The organism is Fictibacillus macauensis ZFHKF-1 (genome assembly GCF_000269865.1).
GTDB classification, from domain to species: Bacteria; Bacillota; Bacilli; order Bacillales; family Fictibacillaceae; genus Fictibacillus_C; species Fictibacillus_C macauensis.
Window position 1 is genome coordinate 24,217 of sequence record NZ_AKKV01000030.1, and the last position, 18,297, is coordinate 42,513.

General features: G+C 39.2%; 23 protein-coding genes. 12 read left to right on the forward strand and 11 right to left on the reverse strand.

Annotated features, from left to right (window positions below; translation table 11 throughout):
- Positions 1-8 precede the first annotated feature (8 nt).
- The gene (locus tag A374_RS13290; protein ID WP_007202739.1) at positions 9-251 is read right to left on the reverse strand and encodes a YfhJ family protein; all 243 of its coding nucleotides are present in this window, start codon (positions 249-251) and stop codon (positions 9-11) included.
- A 104-nt stretch (positions 252-355) separates the two neighbouring features.
- Here A374_RS13290 and sspK point away from each other — a divergent pair, with 104 nt between their 5' ends.
- Positions 356-514 (forward strand): small, acid-soluble spore protein K, encoded by a 159-nt coding sequence (gene sspK / locus A374_RS13295; RefSeq protein ID WP_007202740.1) that lies wholly within the window; start codon positions 356-358, stop codon positions 512-514.
- Positions 515-622: 108 nt separating this feature from the next.
- Here the strand turns inward: sspK and A374_RS13300 are convergent, their stop codons facing one another.
- Complete coding sequence (locus A374_RS13300; protein WP_007202741.1) at positions 623-940, reverse strand: YfhH family protein; 318 nt, start codon at positions 938-940, stop codon at positions 623-625.
- A gap of 76 nt (positions 941-1,016) precedes the next feature.
- Here A374_RS13300 and A374_RS13305 point away from each other — a divergent pair, with 76 nt between their 5' ends.
- A complete protein-coding gene (locus A374_RS13305; protein ID WP_007202742.1) occupies positions 1,017-1,688 on the forward strand; it encodes an SDR family NAD(P)-dependent oxidoreductase in 672 nt (223 codons plus the stop codon).
- Here A374_RS13305 and recX read toward each other — a convergent pair.
- From recX to A374_RS13320, 3 genes are read right to left on the reverse strand one after another with little or no spacing between them, the layout of a single operon-like run.
- Positions 1,675-2,487: a recombination regulator RecX gene (recX, locus tag A374_RS13310; RefSeq protein WP_007202743.1), complete on the reverse strand. Its 813-nt coding sequence runs from the start codon at positions 2,485-2,487 to the stop codon at positions 1,675-1,677. The genes A374_RS13305 and recX overlap by 14 nt on opposite strands.
- A 60-nt stretch (positions 2,488-2,547) precedes the next feature.
- On the reverse strand, positions 2,548-2,751 hold the full coding sequence (locus tag A374_RS13315; RefSeq protein WP_007202744.1) for a YbdD/YjiX family protein: 204 nt from the start codon (positions 2,749-2,751) through the stop codon (positions 2,548-2,550).
- A complete protein-coding gene (locus tag A374_RS13320; RefSeq protein ID WP_007202745.1) occupies positions 2,752-4,854 on the reverse strand; it encodes a carbon starvation CstA family protein in 2,103 nt (700 codons plus the stop codon). It lies immediately after the preceding gene.
- Positions 4,855-4,962: 108 nt separating this feature from the next.
- On the opposite strand from A374_RS13320, the gene A374_RS13325 reads away from it, so the two are divergent.
- From A374_RS13325 to A374_RS20090, 5 genes are all read left to right on the forward strand, one after another.
- Entirely contained in the window at positions 4,963-5,865 is a 903-nt protein-coding gene (locus A374_RS13325) for a TIGR01777 family oxidoreductase (protein ID WP_007202746.1), read from the forward strand.
- 15 nt (positions 5,866-5,880) lie between these two features.
- A complete protein-coding gene (locus A374_RS13330; protein ID WP_007202747.1) occupies positions 5,881-7,011 on the forward strand; it encodes an amidohydrolase in 1,131 nt (376 codons plus the stop codon).
- Positions 7,012-7,217: 206 nt separating this feature from the next.
- Positions 7,218-7,778: a GNAT family N-acetyltransferase gene (locus tag A374_RS13335; RefSeq protein ID WP_007202748.1), complete on the forward strand. Its 561-nt coding sequence runs from the start codon at positions 7,218-7,220 to the stop codon at positions 7,776-7,778.
- Between the two features lie 91 nt (positions 7,779-7,869).
- Positions 7,870-8,007, forward strand: coding sequence for a YfhE family protein (locus tag A374_RS20665; RefSeq protein WP_156793221.1), 138 nt, complete (start codon positions 7,870-7,872; stop codon positions 8,005-8,007).
- Positions 8,008-8,024: 17 nt separating this feature from the next.
- On the forward strand, positions 8,025-8,189 hold the full coding sequence (locus tag A374_RS20090; RefSeq protein ID WP_007202749.1) for a YfhD family protein: 165 nt from the start codon (positions 8,025-8,027) through the stop codon (positions 8,187-8,189).
- A 406-nt stretch (positions 8,190-8,595) separates the two neighbouring features.
- Here the strand turns inward: A374_RS20090 and rlmD are convergent, their stop codons facing one another.
- The 4 genes from rlmD to A374_RS13355 form a co-directional block, all read right to left on the reverse strand.
- The gene (gene rlmD / locus A374_RS13340) at positions 8,596-9,984 is read right to left on the reverse strand and encodes a 23S rRNA (uracil(1939)-C(5))-methyltransferase RlmD (RefSeq protein WP_007202750.1); all 1,389 of its coding nucleotides are present in this window, start codon (positions 9,982-9,984) and stop codon (positions 8,596-8,598) included.
- 111 nt (positions 9,985-10,095) lie between these two features.
- Complete coding sequence (pdaA, locus tag A374_RS13345; RefSeq protein ID WP_007202751.1) at positions 10,096-10,881, reverse strand: delta-lactam-biosynthetic de-N-acetylase; 786 nt, start codon at positions 10,879-10,881, stop codon at positions 10,096-10,098.
- A gap of 125 nt (positions 10,882-11,006) precedes the next feature.
- The gene (locus A374_RS13350; protein WP_007202752.1) at positions 11,007-12,551 is read right to left on the reverse strand and encodes a fumarate hydratase; all 1,545 of its coding nucleotides are present in this window, start codon (positions 12,549-12,551) and stop codon (positions 11,007-11,009) included.
- A 76-nt stretch (positions 12,552-12,627) separates the two neighbouring features.
- Entirely contained in the window at positions 12,628-12,834 is a 207-nt protein-coding gene (locus A374_RS13355; protein WP_007202753.1) for an SE1561 family protein, read from the reverse strand.
- Positions 12,835-12,967: 133 nt separating this feature from the next.
- Here A374_RS13355 and yfkAB point away from each other — a divergent pair, with 133 nt between their 5' ends.
- Together yfkAB and A374_RS13365 are read left to right on the forward strand one after the other, a co-directional pair.
- Entirely contained in the window at positions 12,968-14,086 is a 1,119-nt protein-coding gene (yfkAB, locus tag A374_RS13360; RefSeq protein ID WP_007202754.1) for a radical SAM/CxCxxxxC motif protein YfkAB, read from the forward strand.
- 81 nt (positions 14,087-14,167) lie between these two features.
- Complete coding sequence (locus A374_RS13365; RefSeq protein ID WP_007202755.1) at positions 14,168-14,479, forward strand: winged helix-turn-helix transcriptional regulator; 312 nt, start codon at positions 14,168-14,170, stop codon at positions 14,477-14,479.
- Between the two features lie 49 nt (positions 14,480-14,528).
- Here A374_RS13365 and A374_RS13370 read toward each other — a convergent pair whose 3' ends face one another.
- Positions 14,529-15,314, reverse strand: a complete 786-nt coding sequence (locus A374_RS13370) for a YfkD famly protein (protein ID WP_007202756.1) — start codon at positions 15,312-15,314, stop codon at positions 14,529-14,531.
- A 154-nt stretch (positions 15,315-15,468) separates the two neighbouring features.
- On the opposite strand from A374_RS13370, the gene A374_RS13375 reads away from it, so the two are divergent.
- From A374_RS13375 to A374_RS13385, 3 genes are all read left to right on the forward strand, one after another.
- Complete coding sequence (locus tag A374_RS13375) at positions 15,469-15,891, forward strand: pyridoxamine 5'-phosphate oxidase family protein (protein WP_007202757.1); 423 nt, start codon at positions 15,469-15,471, stop codon at positions 15,889-15,891.
- A gap of 136 nt (positions 15,892-16,027) precedes the next feature.
- A complete protein-coding gene (locus tag A374_RS13380) occupies positions 16,028-17,203 on the forward strand; it encodes an MFS transporter (protein ID WP_007202758.1) in 1,176 nt (391 codons plus the stop codon).
- 102 nt (positions 17,204-17,305) lie between these two features.
- Positions 17,306-17,755, forward strand: coding sequence for a TlpA disulfide reductase family protein (locus A374_RS13385; RefSeq protein WP_007202759.1), 450 nt, complete (start codon positions 17,306-17,308; stop codon positions 17,753-17,755).
- Between the two features lie 28 nt (positions 17,756-17,783).
- Here A374_RS13385 and A374_RS13390 read toward each other — a convergent pair whose 3' ends face one another.
- Positions 17,784-18,227: a VanZ family protein gene (locus tag A374_RS13390; protein ID WP_007202760.1), complete on the reverse strand. Its 444-nt coding sequence runs from the start codon at positions 18,225-18,227 to the stop codon at positions 17,784-17,786.
- Positions 18,228-18,297: the final 70 nt, after the last annotated feature.

An 18,297-nucleotide genomic window follows, 5' to 3' on the forward strand; every position in this document is an offset into this window, starting at 1 on the left:
ACGCCTCATCACTTTTTTGTTAAATGCTTAAATCTTCCTTCGTATAAGTGAAGTTTACTTCCGTAACTGTTAATCCACTGAATAACCATTGCTTCCGTTTTGCCTTTTCCTTCATAGCCATACCCAGCCTTAGCACGGGTTGTTTCAAAATCCTCCCAAAGTCCTTCAATCCAACTTCTTGCCTCCTCATACGTTAAATCATGGTTTCTATTCATAAGCTCTCGCGTTAATGTTTCAAACTGCTTTTCCATTTTCACTTTCCTCCATATCCAATATTTAATGCATTATTTCATTACATGAAAGGCGATTATTCCACTCATACTAAGAGGGAAACCGATTATAAGGAGGGCTTACATTGCGAAATAAAGCAAGCAACTTTCCCCATCGGATTTCCTTCTCAGGTGAACCGAGAGCAAAAGAAGAACATTCTTCTAAGCGTAGTGATGGATCAATTCGCGACCGTCCACAGGAGCGAATGTTTTCATCCAATCGGCACCGAGATGATACTCACTAACTCTTTCGGTTATGGATTGCTCTCTTAGCCAAGAAGTGCTGCATCCAAACACGTAAAGCGTTAGTAGAATTAAGAAAGAAGCGGCTTATACCGCTTCTTTCTCTTTCATTAAGGACGAGTCACTTCCAACAATGCAATTGGAAATGCTTCTAGCTCATGTGAGCTATTACGATAACCCCAAGCAAAAATACCATTCATATACAGTATTTTAAATGATGAGCTTGCATCACTACTAATCGTATACGTTTCACCTGCTATAAATACAGAAGGATCTAATAAATAAGATTTTGCCATCGTAATTTTTCGTTCATAAACAGCAAATTCGCTTACCATCCCCATTTGTTCTGCTTTTTGCGCTTTAGCGTGTAACTGTGCAATTTCTGCCTTAATCTCTGCTTCTGACATTTCACTATATCTTTTCTCCATGAAAGCCCTCCGTTCTGCTTCTTACAGTATAATAGACATTGTAATGGAAGCCAAACATATGAGAGGTGAGAACGACATGAAACAAGCTGTCATTATAACAGGTGGAGGCTCCGGATTAGGAGCAGCTTTAGCATCGGAATTTGCTAACAAGTATAAAGTTATTCTTGTTGGTCGAACAGAAGAAACGTTACAACAGCAATCAGTAAGGTTAGCTAAGGCTGGTGCTGATGTAGAGTATTATGTGTGTGATATGTCTTGTGAGCAAGATGTATCTTCACTTTTTTCAGTGATTTTGACGAATAATCACGTTCAATTTTTAATTAATAATGCTGGTACAGGAATATTTGGACCTTTAGAATCCATGACGGCCTTCGACGTGGAACAGATGTTAAATAGTAATATAAAAGGGACCATCTATCCTACAATGGCCCTTCTTCCTTATTTCAAACAACATCAATCCGGTCAGATTATGAACATCATTTCTACGGCCGGTTTACGAGGAAAAGTTAATGAGACAGTCTACTGCGCTTCAAAATTTGCTGTACGCGGCTTTACAGAGAGCTTGCAAAAAGAAACTGAAAATACGGGAATCAATGTAACAGCCGTTTATATGGGCGGTATGAATACTCCTTTTTGGGACCATTCTCAGCATATTGCTGATAAGACGCGCTTAAAAGATCCTAAGATGGTTGCACACAAAATATATGAGGAAGCAGACGGCCGACCAGAAATTTTTATTGATCGATAACCCCTGAATTCAATACTTCCTCAATAAGTGCTATTGGAAAGCCTTTTCCGTACAAGTGCTGCTTCATTTTCATGGTGTATTGCATTCCTGAAAATTTTTTGTAGCGCTTGTGCGCTTTTGTAGCTTGCTTTATAAGCGCCTCTCGCTCTTCTGAATGAGACATTTCAAAGTCTACCGCGGTCATCGCCTCGTTAATAACCTCTTTTGAAAATCCTTTTTGCAAAAGTTGTAACATGACTTTATTTTTTCGTTCATGTTGTGATTGTCCTTTTGTTTGCGCCGCTTTTTTTTCCGCAAAGGCAGCTGCAGTATCAACCTGCTCTTGCCAAGAATACTCTGATAATGCCACTTGAACAATGCGTTCAGAAACACCCTTTTGTAGAAGTTCACGCGAAATAATAACCGGACCTTTATTGCTTGTATTCTTTTTCGTGCGAACGAGCATTTTAGCAAATTCTTCATCATTTACATAACCATATTGCGCTAACTTTTGCAAAATGGCTGCAATCGCTTCTTCACTGTATTCTTGTTTTTTCAATAAATCTGCAATTTCTTGTTGTGAACGCATTCGAAATGATAAAAACCGAAGAGCCTGATTAAAGCCTTTTTTGATTGCATCGTCGTGCAAAATGGTCGTCATTTCCTTAGCATCAATGGTCATTCCTTTGTTTAATTTATAAGCAATAAGAATATCCGCATCGACACTAAAAGCATATTCCTCTCCAGCTCCTTGATCTATATATACATTGAACCGTTCGGTATTTTTCTTTTGCGTTGTAATCTTCGTAATGACTGCCATATGAATCACCTCATGTATCTAGTGTAGCATAGGACGTCAGTCTACAATTCAAACTTAAGATTAACAACATCGTTTAGCAGATGCACCATATCGCTGATCTAAAAAGTCTTTAAAGAATTCCGCTTCTGTCGGCGGAATAATGGACGGATCACTTTCCTGTAAATGTTGGACATAGGCTTTATAATCCGGAAAGTTAGATACTCCCTTCCCAATATTCCGCAATGCCCGACATCCTTGCTTTACTTTTTTCATAAAGGTAGGCAATTAAGACACCTCACTTATTGTGCTTTCTTTAAACGATTCTTCAGAAGTTGGAAGCTGCTCTTTTTTAATTAGTACTTTATACCATATCCGCATAGCATCTAACAATACACCTAAAATGAGGAGCATGAATATACCCGTCAATACCGCATCTAGCTGATTATTAAAAATAATTTGTTTCGCTGCATCTGCATTCGGAATGGCAGCTGGTAGTTTTCCGGCATCAAGCGCAGCTTGGGTCACTTCTGCTTGCTTTAAGAAACCTATTTTCGGCAATGGTGAAAAAATCTTTTGCCAGCCTGCTGTCATCGTAACAATGAGTAACCATGCTAAAGGTGCCATTGTCACCCAACAGTATTTGGCTCTATTGGACTTAATAATGACAGTTGTTGCTACAATTAGTGCAATCGCGGCTAACATTTGATTGGTAATCCCAAATAGAGGCCAGAGCGTATTAATGCCGCCCAGTGGATCCGTTACACCAACCACTAGGAAATAACCCCACCCCGCGACTACGAGCGCACTCGTTGCATATACAGCTGGCATCCAATTAATACGACCAATCGGCTTCCAAATGTTACCGAGCAAATCTTGAAGCATAAAACGCCCGACACGTGTTCCTGCATCGATCGTTGTTAGTATGAATACAGCCTCAAAAAGGATGGCAAAGTGATACCAAAATGCCATTAGCTGAGGTCCACCAATAATTTTTGAAAAGATTTGTGCCATTCCCACAGCAAGGGATGGTGCGCCTCCTGTTCGTGATAATATACTTGATTCATCCACTTGCGAAGCAATGTTATTAATTTCATCAGCGCTCACGGAAAAGCCCCACGAAGAAATGGTCGTGGCAGCCGTCGCAACGTCTGTGCCAATCGCTGCACTTGGTGCATTGATCGCGAAATAAACACCTGGTGAAAGTAAAGTGGCTGCCACAAGAGCCATAATAGCAACAAATGATTCTGTTAACATTCCACCGTAACCAATCATGTTCGCATGCTTTTCATTAGCAATAAGCTTTGGTGACGTTCCTGATGAGATTAAAGAGTGAAAGCCTGATACTGCTCCACATGCAATAGTTATAAATAAAAACGGAAAAAGATTTCCAGAAAATACTGGACCTGTACCATCCACAAATCGAGAAATAGCAGGCATTTTTATTTCTGGAAGAACGATCATAATACCAATGGCCAGCAGGGCAATTACGCCTACTTTAAGGAATGTACTTAAATAATCACGTGGTGCAAGCAAAAGCCAGACTGGAAGCACGGAAGCGAGAAATCCGTAGCCAATCATCATGTAAGCAATTGTTTTTCCTTCAAAAGTAAATAGTGGTGCTAACGTTGCGGAATCTGCAACCCATTGTCCACTCACAAGTGCTAAGACGAGCAAAACAAAGCCAATTATCGAAGCTTCTCCTATTTTACCTGGACGAAGAAAGCGCATATAAACACCCATAAAGAGAGCAATTGGAATCGTCATAGCAATTGTAAACATTGCCCATGGACTCGCTTTTAGAGCATTAACAACGACAATCCCTAGCACAGCGATTAAAATGACCATAATAGCAAATACTCCTACAAGTGCTAAATAGCCGCCAACAGGACCAATTTCTTCACGAGCAATTTCACCAATTGATTTACCTTTACGTCTCATGGAAATAATTAAGACAACAAAGTCTTGAACACATCCTGCCAGCACAGCACCAGCAATAATCCAAATGGTACCTGGCAAATAACCCATTTGAGCGGCAAGAGTTGGACCTACAAGTGGACCCGCTCCAGCGATCGCTGCAAAGTGATGACCATACAAAACCCACTTATTTGTTGGCACATAGTCCTTACCATCGTTATACAGTTGTGCAGGCGTCGCTCGCTTTTTATTTAATCCAAAGATTTTATTTGAAATAAAACGGGAATAAAAGCGATATGCTACTGCATACGTAGCAAGTGAAGCCACGACGAACCAAATCGCATTAATATGTTCATCACGCTGTAAAGCAATAATGGATAAGCTAAACCCACCAAGAAGTGCGATAGCGATCCAAAGTAACACCATTGTTGTTGATCTTTTTTTCTTTTGAATGATGTTTGGTTGTGTTTCCATAGTCTCCCCCTTAAAATAATTGGTATAATATACTAATCCAATTATAACAAATATTCATAATATTAGAACAAAATAAAAAGAATAGACTATATAGGAGGCTCTTATACGATGAAAATTGCCATTACAGGAGGAACAGGCCTTATTGGCGCTGCATGCACAGAAGAACTTTTAGAGTATGGTCATGAAGTATATATATTGACGCGCTCACCGAAACAAAGTGAAAAAGCAAACTTACACTATATTAAATGGCTTTCAGATAATGCCTCTCCTGAAAAAGAACTTGAAGGAATAGATGGATTTATTAATTTGGCAGGAGAAAGTATTTTTGGTAGGTGGACCGATGAGAAGAAACAAAAAATTATGGACAGCCGTATGCAAGCGACCAATGAAGTACTTCGAATTCTAAAGACATTAAAGAAAACACCCGAAGTGCTCGTAAATGCTTCGGCAGTTGGCTATTATGGGGTATCTGAATATGATCGGTTCACTGAACGCTCAACACCAAAGAATAAAAATTTTCTAACAGAAGTTGCGATGGCATGGGAAGAAAAAGCAAGTGCAGCGAAAGAGCTTGGCATTCGTACCGTATTTAGTCGCTTTGGCGTAATTTTAGATAGCAAACAAGGTGCTTTGCCACAAATGATGAAACCTTATCAATTTTTCGCAGGTGGTCGTATTGGCTCTGGTAAGCAATGGCTTTCCTGGATTCACATTAAAGATGCGGCACGCCTAATGCGTTTTGCGCTTTCCTCTCCTATCGAGGGGCCCTTAAATATTACAGCGCCATTTCCAGAACATAATAATGAGTTTGGGAAAGAACTCGGCGAAGTTTTAAAACGACCACACTGGATTCCTGCTCCAGCCTTTATGATTAAAGCTGTTCTTGGTGAGATGAGTGTCCTTATTCTTGAAGGTCAGCATGCTTATCCAGAAAAAGCGTTACAGCACGGTTTTAAATTTGATTTCCCCCGCTTAGAGGGCGCTTTACAACAACTATTAATTACTAAATAAAAGTGAGGAAAACCAATGCGAACTTTGTTAACGGGCGCAAAAATCTATCCAATTACTTCTCCTCCCCTACCAAAAGGAGATATTCTTATTCAAGATGACAAAATTGTCGCCATCGGTCGATCATTATCAGGCACGTACGATCAAGTCATTCGTTTGGATGGCATGCATTTATTACCCGGTTTCATTGATGTACATACTCACTTAGGCCTATATGATGAAGGAACCGGTTGGGCTGGAAATGACGCAAATGAAACGAATGAAGTCATGACCCCTCACATTCGCGCCATCGATGGCTGTCATACGCTGGATAGTGGATTTATTGATGCTATCCAACATGGTATTACAACGGTTCATATTATGCCTGGAAGTGCAAATGTCATTGGTGGCACGACCTCCGTTATTAAAACGTTTGGAAAAGATATTCGAAAAATGATCATTAAGGAAATTGCGGGCTTAAAAATGGCACTTGGTGAAAATCCAAAACGAATTCATAGCGGAAAAGATAATAATTCCATTACCAGGATGGGCATAATGGGCATGCTTCGAGAAACGTTTTATGAGGCAAAGCACTCTTCCATGCCCACCAATTTAAGAACTGCACCCATTCAAGCTGCTCTCCAACGTGAAATTCCCGTGCGTATTCATGCGCATCGAGCAGATGATATTTTGTCAGCCATACGTTTTGCGGATGAATTTGGACTTGATTTACGCATTGAGCATTGCACAGAGGGACACCATGTGGCTTCAGAACTAGCGGGACGCAATCTTAAAGTTTCGGTCGGTCCTACGTTAACACGCCGCTCAAAAATTGAGCTTAAAAATAAAACATGGGAAACATATCGAATTTTAGCTCAGCACGGCATCGAAGTTTCAATTACAACCGATCATCCCTATACGCCCATTCAATATTTAAACGTCTGCGCGGCATTAGCTGTTCGTGAAGGGTTAAGCGAAGAATTAGCGTTGCGAGGAATTACGATTCATCCAGCAAGGAACCTTGGTGTTGATCATAGAATTGGAAGTCTTGAGCCTGGAAAAGACGCAGATTTTTCCATTTGGTCAGAGCACCCTTTTCACTTTTCTTCACACAATATACTAACGATTATTAATGGGAAAATTATTTACAAAAATCCCAAAATTTTTTAATGAAAAATAAAGAAAAAACCTATTTCATTTTTCGGAAAAATATTTTATGATGCAATTATACAAATGAATACAATCGATGGGAAGGCAATTGGTGCGCCACCAGAAATTCTGGTCCTAGTGGGTTCGATTCCCACCCCGAATTAAAATCAATACTTTAATTCGAGGGTGAAACGGGGATCCGTCTGCACCCTCCGGGAGGAATTAAATTGTTAAAAAAGCGTGATTTACACGACTGTCATGTTCTTTTCAATTTAATGTCGCACCCTGATGTCTTCCCTTTTGTCCGTCAGAAAACAACGTGCTTCGAAGAGTTCTTATTCTTAACAAAAAAAACAATGGAAGAAGAAGAACGCGGAGAAACCATTTCACGGACAATTCTAGATGAATGGCATAATCCAATTGGCACGATTAGCCTTTTTAATGTGACTCAATCTGCCGGGTTTCTTGCTACATGGATTGGCCAGCCTTACTTCGGAAAAGGGTATAATCAGTTAGCGAAGGAAAGTTTCTTTTCAGAACTATTTTACGAAAAGGAGATTCAGACGATTTTCATGACGATACGAAAGTCTAACTTACGTTCACAAAAAGCAGCTGAAAAGTTGCCGTATGTAACAAAAGCCGATGAAGTACGTCCTGATCTCCTACAGCAGATCAATGAACGAGAAGACATTTTCCATTTATATCAGATTGAAAAAGACAATTATATGCTTCATCACCTTCGACATCTTCATGAGTATGCTGAAGATGATCATCTAAAAGAAGCATAAATAATTTGCTCATTCCTGAGCCAAACTATAAAAGGAACGCTTATCATTTAAGCTTTCCTTTTTTTATTATGTAATTTTTGGGGGCGTATGAATGAAAAGTAAAAAACAACAAGCAACCGAACGCAATGCCGGTTTAACAAAAGCTCAAGAAGTCATTTATGCAGAAGAATTCAAAACAGCAAACAGTACAATCGACAACTCACCTTCTGCACAGAAGAGCAATAAATAAGGAGGTTTAATCATTTTATGAAAAGGGAAAAATATAATAATGAGGAACATCCAGACGGATTAACAAAAACAGATTTGGAACAGTCTGCTGGAGTAGATGTTGAATATTCTGCAGCAGTAGCCGATGAGGATGATCGCGAAGCATTAGAACGAGCAGAAGCTGCTGACGAACGTCAAATGTAGTAGAAAGCCTGTGGGTATTTTTATCCACAGGCTGTTAATTTTGTGGATAAACACTTCCTCATTTTCAACAATAACTTCATTTTCTTTTAATTGTAATTATTTAACACGTACTCAAACAGTGGATAACTCTGTGGATAGTGTGTATATGTCATAATTAAAGAGCAATTCATTACCTTCAGAAGAAGCGAAACATAGCGAATTTTGTCACAACTTTAGGGTATATAGCATTTTTTAAACCTATCCACAGGAAATACCTACTTATACACATTTTTCAAATATTTTCTACTAAGAGACTTACTGAACGCAAAGAAGCGGCAATAGCATTTGGCTATAGCCGCTTTTATAATCATCAAATAAAAGTGTGGTCAACATGTGAGCACTCACACGAAATATACCTCTACAAACCCTATCCCTTATAAGTTAATGCACATACGACCTCAACATGAGCGGTTTGTGGAAACATATCAACTGGGGTAATGCTTTCCACTTCAAACCCATTTTTCATCAGTGTATCAACATCTTTTGCTAATGTAGATGGATTACATGACACATATACTAATCGCTTCGGCTTCATAGCACTAGCTGTTTTAAGAAATGCATCATCACAACCTGTTCTAGGAGGGTCTACTACAATCACATCGGGTTTAAAACCTTCCTTGGCCCATTTCGGAAGAACCACTTCAGCTTTGCCGGTTTCATAATGAGTATTGGTAAACCCTTGGCGCTCAGCATTTTCTTTCGCATTACGTACCGATTCTTCTATAACATCCATTCCTCGCACTTCAGCTGCAAATGGTGCTAACCATAATCCTATGGTTCCCGCTCCACAATACGCATCAACCACTTTTTCTTTTCCAGTCAGGTTGGCCGCTTTCTTAGCTTCGTCATAGAGCGTTACAGTTTGCTCTGGATTTAATTGAAAAAAGGCACGCGCTGATAAATCAAAAGAAAGTTCCCCAAGTTTTTCTTTAATGGTTTCCGGACCATAGAGCGCAATGGTTTCGTCACCAAAAACGAGTGATGTCTTTTTCGAATTAACATTTTGTACAATGGAAGTTACGTCTTGTAAACGCTTCGTTAATTCTTGAACCAATAATTTTTGTCTTGGCAATTCACGGTCTGCAGTAACGAGCACGAGCTGTGTTTGACCCGTTTCAAATCCTGTACGTACAACAATGGTACGGATGCCATGGCGATTTTTTTTCTCATGATAAATAGGGACTTTCAAATCTTGCAACACTCTCTTTACCACATTGGTAACTTTAACAGTTTGTGGATGCTGGACTAAGCATTGATCAAGATCAATCAATCGATGTGTATTTAAACGATACAAGCCCGCAATAACCTTTCCTTTTTCAATTGCAACCGGCAATTGACTCTTGTTGCGATATTCAAACGGCTTGTCCATACCTATGGTTGGCTTAAGCGGTAGCTTGCCTTGTTTTATGTTCGTATACCGTTCAAATGCTTGACGAACAATATCTTTCTTTTCCTTTAGTTGGCCATGATAACTTAAATGTTGAAGCTGACAGCCCCCACATTCCTCATAAATTGGACATGGCGGTACGACACGCTGTGGCGACTTTTTCTTAATGTCGACAACGGTTCCTTCTGCTCGATTTGGAAACACTCTTTGTATAGAAACGGTTATTTCCTCCCCAGGAAGTGCTCCTGGGACAAATACTACGGTTCGTTTATAAAAGCCAATCCCTTCTCCATTAATACCTAATCGCTTAATAGAAAGAGGAAGCGTTTGTCCAATCTTCAATGGCGCTTTTACCATTTCTCTTGTCATTACGTTCACATCTTTTCAAAAGATTATTTTTCGCTCCATTATAGCATTTCTATCAGCAAAGAAAAATAAGGACACCACTCAGCGAGGGTGTCCGTTCATTGGCTTGTGAAATTACTTTGACGATGCTTTAAAATCATCTAAGCTTTTAAAGGTATAGCCCTGTTTTTTCAAGTCATCAATTACTTTTCCTAACGCTTCGGCATTATCCCGTGAAACGGTATGAAGCAATAAAATGCTACCAGGATGAATTTGCTTCATAATCGATTGATAGGCGTATTGCCACCCTTTCTGGCGATTCACATCCCAATCAAAGAAAGCGAGCGACCAAAAGACGTGGGTATAGCCAAGTTCCTTTGATCGAGCAATAGACCGTTCACTGAACACACCACGTGGGGGTCGAATGTATTTCATATCTTTTTTACCAGTTAGTTGTTCGTACTGATCTTTTACATACGCTAATTCTTTTTGCGTTCGCTCAAAATTAATTTGGGTCATATCTGGATGATGATTTGTATGATTCCCAACAATATGGCCTTCAGAAGCCATACGTTTAATTAGATCAGGACACGTATTAATAAAATGGCCTGTTACAAAAAAAGCTGCTGGAACCTTCTTTTCTTTTAAGACATTTAATACATCATCTGTATAACCATTCTCATATCCGTTATCAAATGTTAAATAAATCTCTTTTTTACTTGGGTCTCCAATGAACATGCCATCATAATCTTTCATCAGCTTTTCATACTTTGCATCTGTTGTAGGTGGTATTTCTTTTCCTTTTTTCACAAAGTACCATTCATGACGCACGTTAGGTGCTGTACTTTCCGCTTGCACACCTTGCATGGAACACATACTGATCACAAATGCTAATACGCTGATTTTACACCATTTTTTCATGCTACTTCCTCCTTTTCAAGCGGTTATTCTTTTCTTAGTCTCTAAAAGAATAACCTCCTTCATACGAGGAAGATTCAAGAAAAAAATGAGCGACAAAATTGCTTCGCTCATTTCTTTATTCTCTATTATTTAAAAACAGGTTCTTTAAACTGTGCTAAACGTTCTAATGAAGAGCTTTCTACTTCTTGGTGAAGGCTATTACCGTGAGAATCCATCGTTACTACTGCCGTAAAGCCTTTCACATTAATATGCCACATAGCTTCTGGTACACCAAATTGCATTAGGTCAACACCTTCCACCTTTTCCATGCATTCAGCGTAATATTGCGCTGCTCCACCAATAGCATTCAAGTACACACCACCGTGGTCTTGAAGAGCCTGAAGTGTCTTTTTCCCCATGCCGCCTTTACCAATCACAGCACGAATACCAAATTTCTTCATAATATCACCTTGATACGGTTCTTCACGAATAGAAGTTGTCGGTCCGGCAGCTTTTACAACCCACTGATCATTTTCATCTTTACCCATAACAGGTCCACAGTGATAAATGATTTGACCGTTCAAATCGATTGGTGCGTCATGATCGGTTAAATATTTATGAATGGCATCGCGACCCGTGTGCATCATACCATTAATCGTTACAACGTCTCCTACTTTGAGCGCGCGGATTTCCTCTTCAGAAATGGGTGCTTGCAAAGTAACGTTGCGTACTTCTTCTGTTGCCGCAATCTCAGCTGTTGCTTCTTCTTGAAGCTTGGCAAAATCAACAGATTCACCTTCTTGATAGAGCCATTCAGAAATTTCCCCAGTAGCCGGATTAATTTTCACACCGAGACGACGATATGCCCAACAATTGTAGGCAACGGAAACAAAAAAGCTTGCTGGAATACGGTTAATAACACCAACTTTACAGCCAAGTAACGTCGTTTCTCCGCCAAAGCCCATCGTTCCAATGCCAAGTTTATTAGCATTTTCCATTACATATTCTTCTAATTGACGAAGGTTTTCATTAGGATTAACGTCATCAGCAGAGCGGAATAACATTTCCTTAGCAAGCTCATATCCACTCGTACGATCACCACCAATACCGACGCCAATAAAGCCTGCACTACAACCTTGTCCTTGTGCTTGATAGACAGAGTGCATAATGCATTTACGTATGCCGTCAAGATCGCGGCCCGCACGCCCTAAGCCTTCTAGTTCTGCTGGTAGGCTATATTGAATGTTTTTATTTTCGCAACCGCCACCTTTTAGTATGAGGCGCACATCTACATAATCTTCTTCCCATTGTTCGAATTTAATAACCGGCGTTCCTTCACCAAGGTTATCACCGCTATTGTCGCCCGTAATGGAATCAACAGAGTTTGGACGCAACTTTGTTTGTGCTGTTGCCTCTGCAACAGCTTGACGAATTGCTTTCTTCATTTCAATTTGATTTACATTCACCGGCACTTTTATTTTAAAAGTCGGTAGCCCAGTATCTTGGCAAATAGGTGACACGTTGTCATCGGCCATTGTAATATTTCGTGTAATTGTATCAAGCGACATTGCCGCTCGCGTACCAGCATTTTCTTTCGCTTTTGCTTTTGCAATAGCACGGCGCACGTCTTTCGGTAAATTCGTTGATGTTTCTACGATCAGCTTATACATGCTTTCTTGAAACTTTTCCATTCTCTAACCCCTCTTAATGAAGAAATTGTTCTTATATTTAAACAGTTTCATTATAGCAAAAAGGAAATAATAGCGCTTACTTTTCGTCTTTCTCCGACTTTTCCCAGTCATAACGGAATTGTTTACATTTCAGCTCAAGATCATCTAACATGCCGATAATGCGGTCAATTTCCTCTACTCCTGCTGTTTCAGCGTCAATCGTATCTAAAACTTGCAATAACATGTCTACACGATTAACGATATATTCTTTTTGTGATGATTTATCTTGTGTTCCTTTACCCATTATACTCGCTCCTTTCTATCCTACTTTATCAAACGTTCGTTCCACTGCCAATTGCTTCTGCTCTTTTTCTTTGCGCCACTTTGCGTTATCATATGGTGTATTTAGTTGTCCAAATTAAAAGGAGTAATAAAACATGATTCAAAAGAAACCTATTACGGTTACCTATGATCCGTGGGAAGCTTATATGGATGTAGAAGAATTCGGTTCCATGGTTTTGTCCAATATTGAAGTAACGACGACGACACTGTGTAATATGCGGTGTGCACACTGTGCTGTCGGCTATACATTAAGTGTAAAGGACCCAGAACCTCTGCCACTTGATCTGATGATCTCACGATTAGATGAAATCCCTCACCTACGCTCGTTCTCGATTACAGGCGGTGAGCCAATGATGTCTAAAAAGTCGGTAGAAAACTATGTTGTTCCACTACTTCAATATGCTTCATCTCGAGGCGCACGCACGCAAATCAATTCAAATTTAACATTAGAGTTAGCTCGATATGATGCTATTTTGCCCTATTTAGACGTCTTACATATTTCTCATAACTGGGGAAGACCAGAAGACTTTATAGAAATCGGCTTTGCTCATATGGAACGAAAGCCCTCTTATGCACAGCGTCTTGCGCTCTTTGATCGGATGGTTGATAATGCTCAAGCTCTTACAAAGCAAGGCATCATTGTTTCAGCTGAAACGATGCTTAACAAATCAACCCTTCCTTACTTAGCAACCATTCATGAACATATTGCAGAGATGGGCTGTCAGCGGCATGAGATTCATCCAATGTATCCTAGTGATTACGCTAGTTCCCTTGAAGTTCTTCCTCTAGAAGAAACAAGAGAGGCTATTCACTCTCTACTCGATATAAGAAATCCGAACATTTGGATGCTATTTGGTACCCTCCCCTTCTATGCATGTTCAACTAACCAAGAAGATCTTGCGTTACTACAACGCTTGTACAACGAAAAAAATGTTACAGTACGAAATGATCCTGATGGTCGATCCCGCTTGAATGTGAACATATTTGATGGTGAAATCATTGTAACGGATTTTGGCGATACACCATCGCTTGGAAACATTCAAGACACTACTTTTACAGACGCTTATGATCAGTGGATGCAATCAAAAACAGCTTCAGCATTAAACTGTCACTGTCCAGCAGTTAAATGTCTCGGTCCAAATTTACTTGTAAAAGAAGCGTACTATACTAATACCAACTTTTCACAACTAACTTCCAAAATTAAGTTAGGTTAAAAAGTTATATACTTTACAATAGTAAGTCGTAGGGGTATCATTTTTTATAGGTGATCCTAACTTACGTTGAGGTGAAGTCATATGAATTACAACACAATGTGTCCAAAATACGAGGTAGCCATTGAAATTATCGGCAAAAAATGGACAGGCCTCATCATCCGTGTGCTATTGGGAGGAGCGAAGCGATTTAAAGAAATAAAGAAACAAATTCCTGACATGAGTGATCGCATGCTCACTGAACGAATGAAAGAGCTAGAAGCAGCAGGAATTGTCATTCGCCATGTTTATCCAGAAACTCCCGTACGCATAGAATATGAATTAACCCAAAAAGGAACTGCCTTACGCAATGTTATAACTGCCATTCAACAATGGAGCGAAGAATGGGTTGATTAACAACGTAAGGTATACAAGAAAAAACCTCTTTTTTAAGAGGTTTTTTCTTTTACATATGAGAAGAATGAAAACGTAACGCTACATGTTCTTGGACCGGAATCCATGCACCAATTCCTTGTTGCGTCACATTTTTCACTTCAATCCGTTTTTTACTTCCTTTTAAGACAATATAAACTTCGCCATACGTGACTCGTCCTCGTTCATTAACAGCTGGAACGTACCCAGTTAAATAACCTACACGACTTGTAGAGACGTTATACACATTACCTTTACGCGTGCCTGCTCCAATATTCGTTTGAAATGCAAGTGGTAAGTCCGTTTTTTGTTCTGCTGCTATCATCATCATTTTCTTAACAGCTTCACTATTAGGGATTTCTGCTGTTAATCCCCCATTGACTCTTTTGTGTTCTTGCTGATAATAGCGTAATTGCGCTGTTTGCTGCCCACCACGATTATCGACTCGATTGCTGTTCACTTGCTTATATTCCCAATTCACACTTGTTTTCGTCGACTCGTAAGATAGTGGCCATTCTCCCAAAAAGATGCGAGCGCGATAACCAATTGCTAACTTTGACGGATGAATCACTGATTCATTAAGAAGACGAATAAGATCTGGATTAGCAATCGGAACCCTAGAAGTCTTTAACATATCTTTCGCCAAGCTACTCGGTTGTAGGTAAGGTAAATCTTGAGCCGAGTTAGGGTAAGTATTCTCTTTTGATATATCAGCTACAGAAGCTGGAACTTTAATGGAAGTTGGAGCTTCCTTAGCTTCGGTGTAATGTGGTAAAGAAAAGAACAAAATTAAGCCAAACATGATGAACTTTCGTTTCACATCGTTACCTCCTTTTATAATCGTATTTTTTTCCTTTTTACAATAATTATCCCTCTAGAAGCTAACAATTTTTAGCACAATGAAAGCAATGTGTTTACACTTGCTCTTTTAGTGGAACGATATGTACTATAACCAATTGAAAGGGGAAAGAACGATGAATGAACAAGCGTTTAAAGATCAGATTAAACAAATTATCGATACGAACCCAATTGGAACACTTTCCACTGTTTCTCAAAACAAACCACATTCCCGTTATATGACATTTTGGCGTGAAGAAAATCAGACAACATTGCTAACAGCTACTAGTAGCGAAACACATAAGGTGGACGAAATTGAAGAAAATCCGCATGTACACGTTCTTTTAGGATATGAGAAAATCACAGATCCTTATATTGAAATGCAAGGAACGGTCACCATTCGTGATGACAAAGCGCTTAAGCACAAAATGTGGAATGAGAAAATGGAACATTGGTTTAGTGGTCCAGACGATCCTACTTACATTTTGCTAGAAATTACCCCGACCGTTTATCGCCTAATGAATTCTTCAGAAAAAGAACCAGTCACAGTAAAAATGTAAAGATAGAGGAAGCTGTCATTTCACAGCTTCCTTTTTCTATAACAGCAAGAGAAAAGTTTTTCTTTAAAAAAACAGCCATGGTACATTTTTTCATTGTAAAATAGGACAAGAAACTTGAAAAAAGGAAAGAGACTACATGGCTGTATTAACACGTTCAAAATTCACTGTACTCGTCAGTATCGTATTTATTTCTGGTTTTACCCAAGGCATGTTATTGCCTTTAATTGCTATTTTGTTAGAACAAGCTGGTACATCAGCGACCTTAAATGGCCTAAATGCCATTGCTCTTTATTTGGGAATAATGTTTGTAGCACCTTTTGTAGAAAAGCCTTTACAAACATATGGTTATAAAAAGATTATTGTTACGGGGCTTATTCTCGTAACGCTCTCCTTATTTTTATTTCCTTGGTATAAAGCTTTTTGGTTTTGGTTTGCGTTACGAATGATTGTCGGAGTCGGAGATCATATGTTACATTTCTCTACTCAAGTTTGGGTTACATCTAAAAGTCCAGAAGAAAAGCGTGGACGTAACATCGCCATTTATGGAATTGCCTTTGGAGCAGGATTTGGTGTTGGGCCGCTTATGACCCGTTTCGCTTCTTGGAATGAGTCATTACCTTTTATTATTTCTGGGGCCTTTTGCCTTCTATCCTTGTTTATCATGACATGTATTAAAAATGAACTTCCCGATACAGGAACACCGACAGAAGCTGGCATGAATGTGTTTACACGCTATTTAGAAGTGTTAAAGATCGCTTGGGTAGCCTTACTTCCCGCCTTCGGATACGGCTTTCTTGAATCATTTTTAAATGGTTCTTTCCCAGTTTTCGCTTTGCGACAAGGAATTGCTGTAGAGTGGGTATCCATACTACTCCCGTCTTTTATCATGGGAAGCCTTATTTTTCAGTTACCACTTGGTATTTGGAGTGATCGATTCGGGAGACGAAAAGTATTGCTTATATGTTTAGTTATTGGCTTTATGGCATTTGCCTCTACACTATTAGCAAATAAACATATGCTAATCTACTTAGTACTATTTTTTATTGCTGGGATGTTTATCGGCTCTCTTTTCTCATTAGGAATGATGTATTTAAGCGATCTATTACCTCCATACTTATTGCCTGTTGGGAATATTCTCGCCGGAATTGCTTTTAGTGCCGGTAGCATGTCAGGACCGCTCATCGGGGGTACCTTTATTGCAACCTTTGATGCAGGCGCATTTGTATATGCTATATGTGGAATGTTAGCCGTATTATTTATCGTGACGTGGCTGCATAAAGGTGACTCAGCACCAAAACCATTAAAAAATTAGTCTAATCAATTTCTTTGCATTATTGGAGAAGATTCCTTATAATAATAATGGAACTTACATGATAATAATTATTAATTAATACACAATAAAGGAGATAGGAATATGAGATTACGCGCGGATATGCCTGAACTCAAAGGTGCAACTGAATGGTTAAATGGAGAAGTGACAAAAGCAGACTTAATCGGTGATAAACCAACATTGATTCATTTTTGGTCTGTAAGCTGCGGACTTTGTAAAGAAGCAATGCCAAACATTAATCAATTTCGTGATGACTATAAAGATGAATTGAATGTTATTGCTGTGCACATGCCACGTTCTGAAAAAGATTTAGATCTTGAGCAAGTAAAAGAAGTGGCTAAGGAACATGATATTAGCCAACCTATTTTCGTTGATAATCAACATGCATTAACGGATGCATTTGAGAACCAATATGTGCCAGCCTACTACGTATTTGATGCAGAAGGAAAACTCCGTCACTTCCAAGCAGGTGGCGATGGGATGAAAATGCTAACAAAACGCGTGAACCGTGTTCTTGGAAAAGAAACGAAATAATGAAAAAGCTGAAAAGGAGCGTTCCTTTTCAGCCTTTTTTTGAATTGATCACGATCAATGTATGAATGGAACGAATACTCATTACGAGCAACCATCCTAGAAGTGCCCCTAAGCCATTTAATATAATATCATCCACATCAAAAATCCGTTTTGCCCATTGATACTGAATCACTTCAATAAGGAAACTACCACCGAAGCCAACGAATAAAATCGTCTTCAAGCGTTGAAAACTAGAGAAGATAAGCGGTAATAACAGACCAAATGGAAAAAAAAGAAGAAGATTTCCGACAATATTTTTTAAAACTAATAGGACACTTTGACTTCTCCACATTAACTGAATACTCGCAAACGGTACAATATTCGTTGCTTTTCCGTATACGTACGTGTTAAAAGAAAAAAGGGTTATATAAAGGACCATCACAGCATAAACGACGACAAAAATCCAAAGCATTCGTTTTTTACTAGCAAGCATGAAGCTTTCCTCATTTCTTCATATACTCCACTATCATCTCTATGAAGAAAGCACATGCAATATACTAAAG

Bases quoted from the DNA above. Each gene is read 5' to 3' on its own strand.
- A374_RS13350 (WP_007202752.1), bottom strand. From the start codon at position 12,551: ATGGAAAAGTTTCAAGAAAGCATGTATAAGCTGATCGTAGAAACATCA.
- pdaA (WP_007202751.1), bottom strand. From the start codon at position 10,881: ATGAAAAAATGGTGTAAAATCAGCGTATTAGCATTTGTGATCAGTATG.
- A374_RS13290 (WP_007202739.1), bottom strand. From the start codon at position 251: ATGGAAAAGCAGTTTGAAACATTAACGCGAGAGCTTATGAATAGAAAC.
- A374_RS20665 (WP_156793221.1), top strand. From the start codon at position 7,870: ATGAAAAGTAAAAAACAACAAGCAACCGAACGCAATGCCGGTTTAACA.
- A374_RS13330 (WP_007202747.1), top strand. From the start codon at position 5,881: ATGCGAACTTTGTTAACGGGCGCAAAAATCTATCCAATTACTTCTCCT.
- A374_RS13380 (WP_007202758.1), top strand. From the start codon at position 16,028: ATGGCTGTATTAACACGTTCAAAATTCACTGTACTCGTCAGTATCGTA.
- A374_RS13375 (WP_007202757.1), top strand. From the start codon at position 15,469: ATGAATGAACAAGCGTTTAAAGATCAGATTAAACAAATTATCGATACG.
- A374_RS20090 (WP_007202749.1), top strand. From the start codon at position 8,025: ATGAAAAGGGAAAAATATAATAATGAGGAACATCCAGACGGATTAACA.
- A374_RS13355 (WP_007202753.1), bottom strand. From the start codon at position 12,834: ATGGGTAAAGGAACACAAGATAAATCATCACAAAAAGAATATATCGTT.
- A374_RS13365 (WP_007202755.1), top strand. From the start codon at position 14,168: ATGAATTACAACACAATGTGTCCAAAATACGAGGTAGCCATTGAAATT.
- A374_RS13300 (WP_007202741.1), bottom strand. From the start codon at position 940: ATGGAGAAAAGATATAGTGAAATGTCAGAAGCAGAGATTAAGGCAGAA.
- A374_RS13385 (WP_007202759.1), top strand. From the start codon at position 17,306: ATGAGATTACGCGCGGATATGCCTGAACTCAAAGGTGCAACTGAATGG.
- recX (WP_007202743.1), bottom strand. From the start codon at position 2,487: ATGGCAGTCATTACGAAGATTACAACGCAAAAGAAAAATACCGAACGG.
- A374_RS13325 (WP_007202746.1), top strand. From the start codon at position 4,963: ATGAAAATTGCCATTACAGGAGGAACAGGCCTTATTGGCGCTGCATGC.
- A374_RS13320 (WP_007202745.1), bottom strand. From the start codon at position 4,854: ATGGAAACACAACCAAACATCATTCAAAAGAAAAAAAGATCAACAACA.
- rlmD (WP_007202750.1), bottom strand. From the start codon at position 9,984: ATGACAAGAGAAATGGTAAAAGCGCCATTGAAGATTGGACAAACGCTT.
- A374_RS13305 (WP_007202742.1), top strand. From the start codon at position 1,017: ATGAAACAAGCTGTCATTATAACAGGTGGAGGCTCCGGATTAGGAGCA.
- A374_RS13390 (WP_007202760.1), bottom strand. From the start codon at position 18,227: ATGCTTGCTAGTAAAAAACGAATGCTTTGGATTTTTGTCGTCGTTTAT.
- yfkAB (WP_007202754.1), top strand. From the start codon at position 12,968: ATGATTCAAAAGAAACCTATTACGGTTACCTATGATCCGTGGGAAGCT.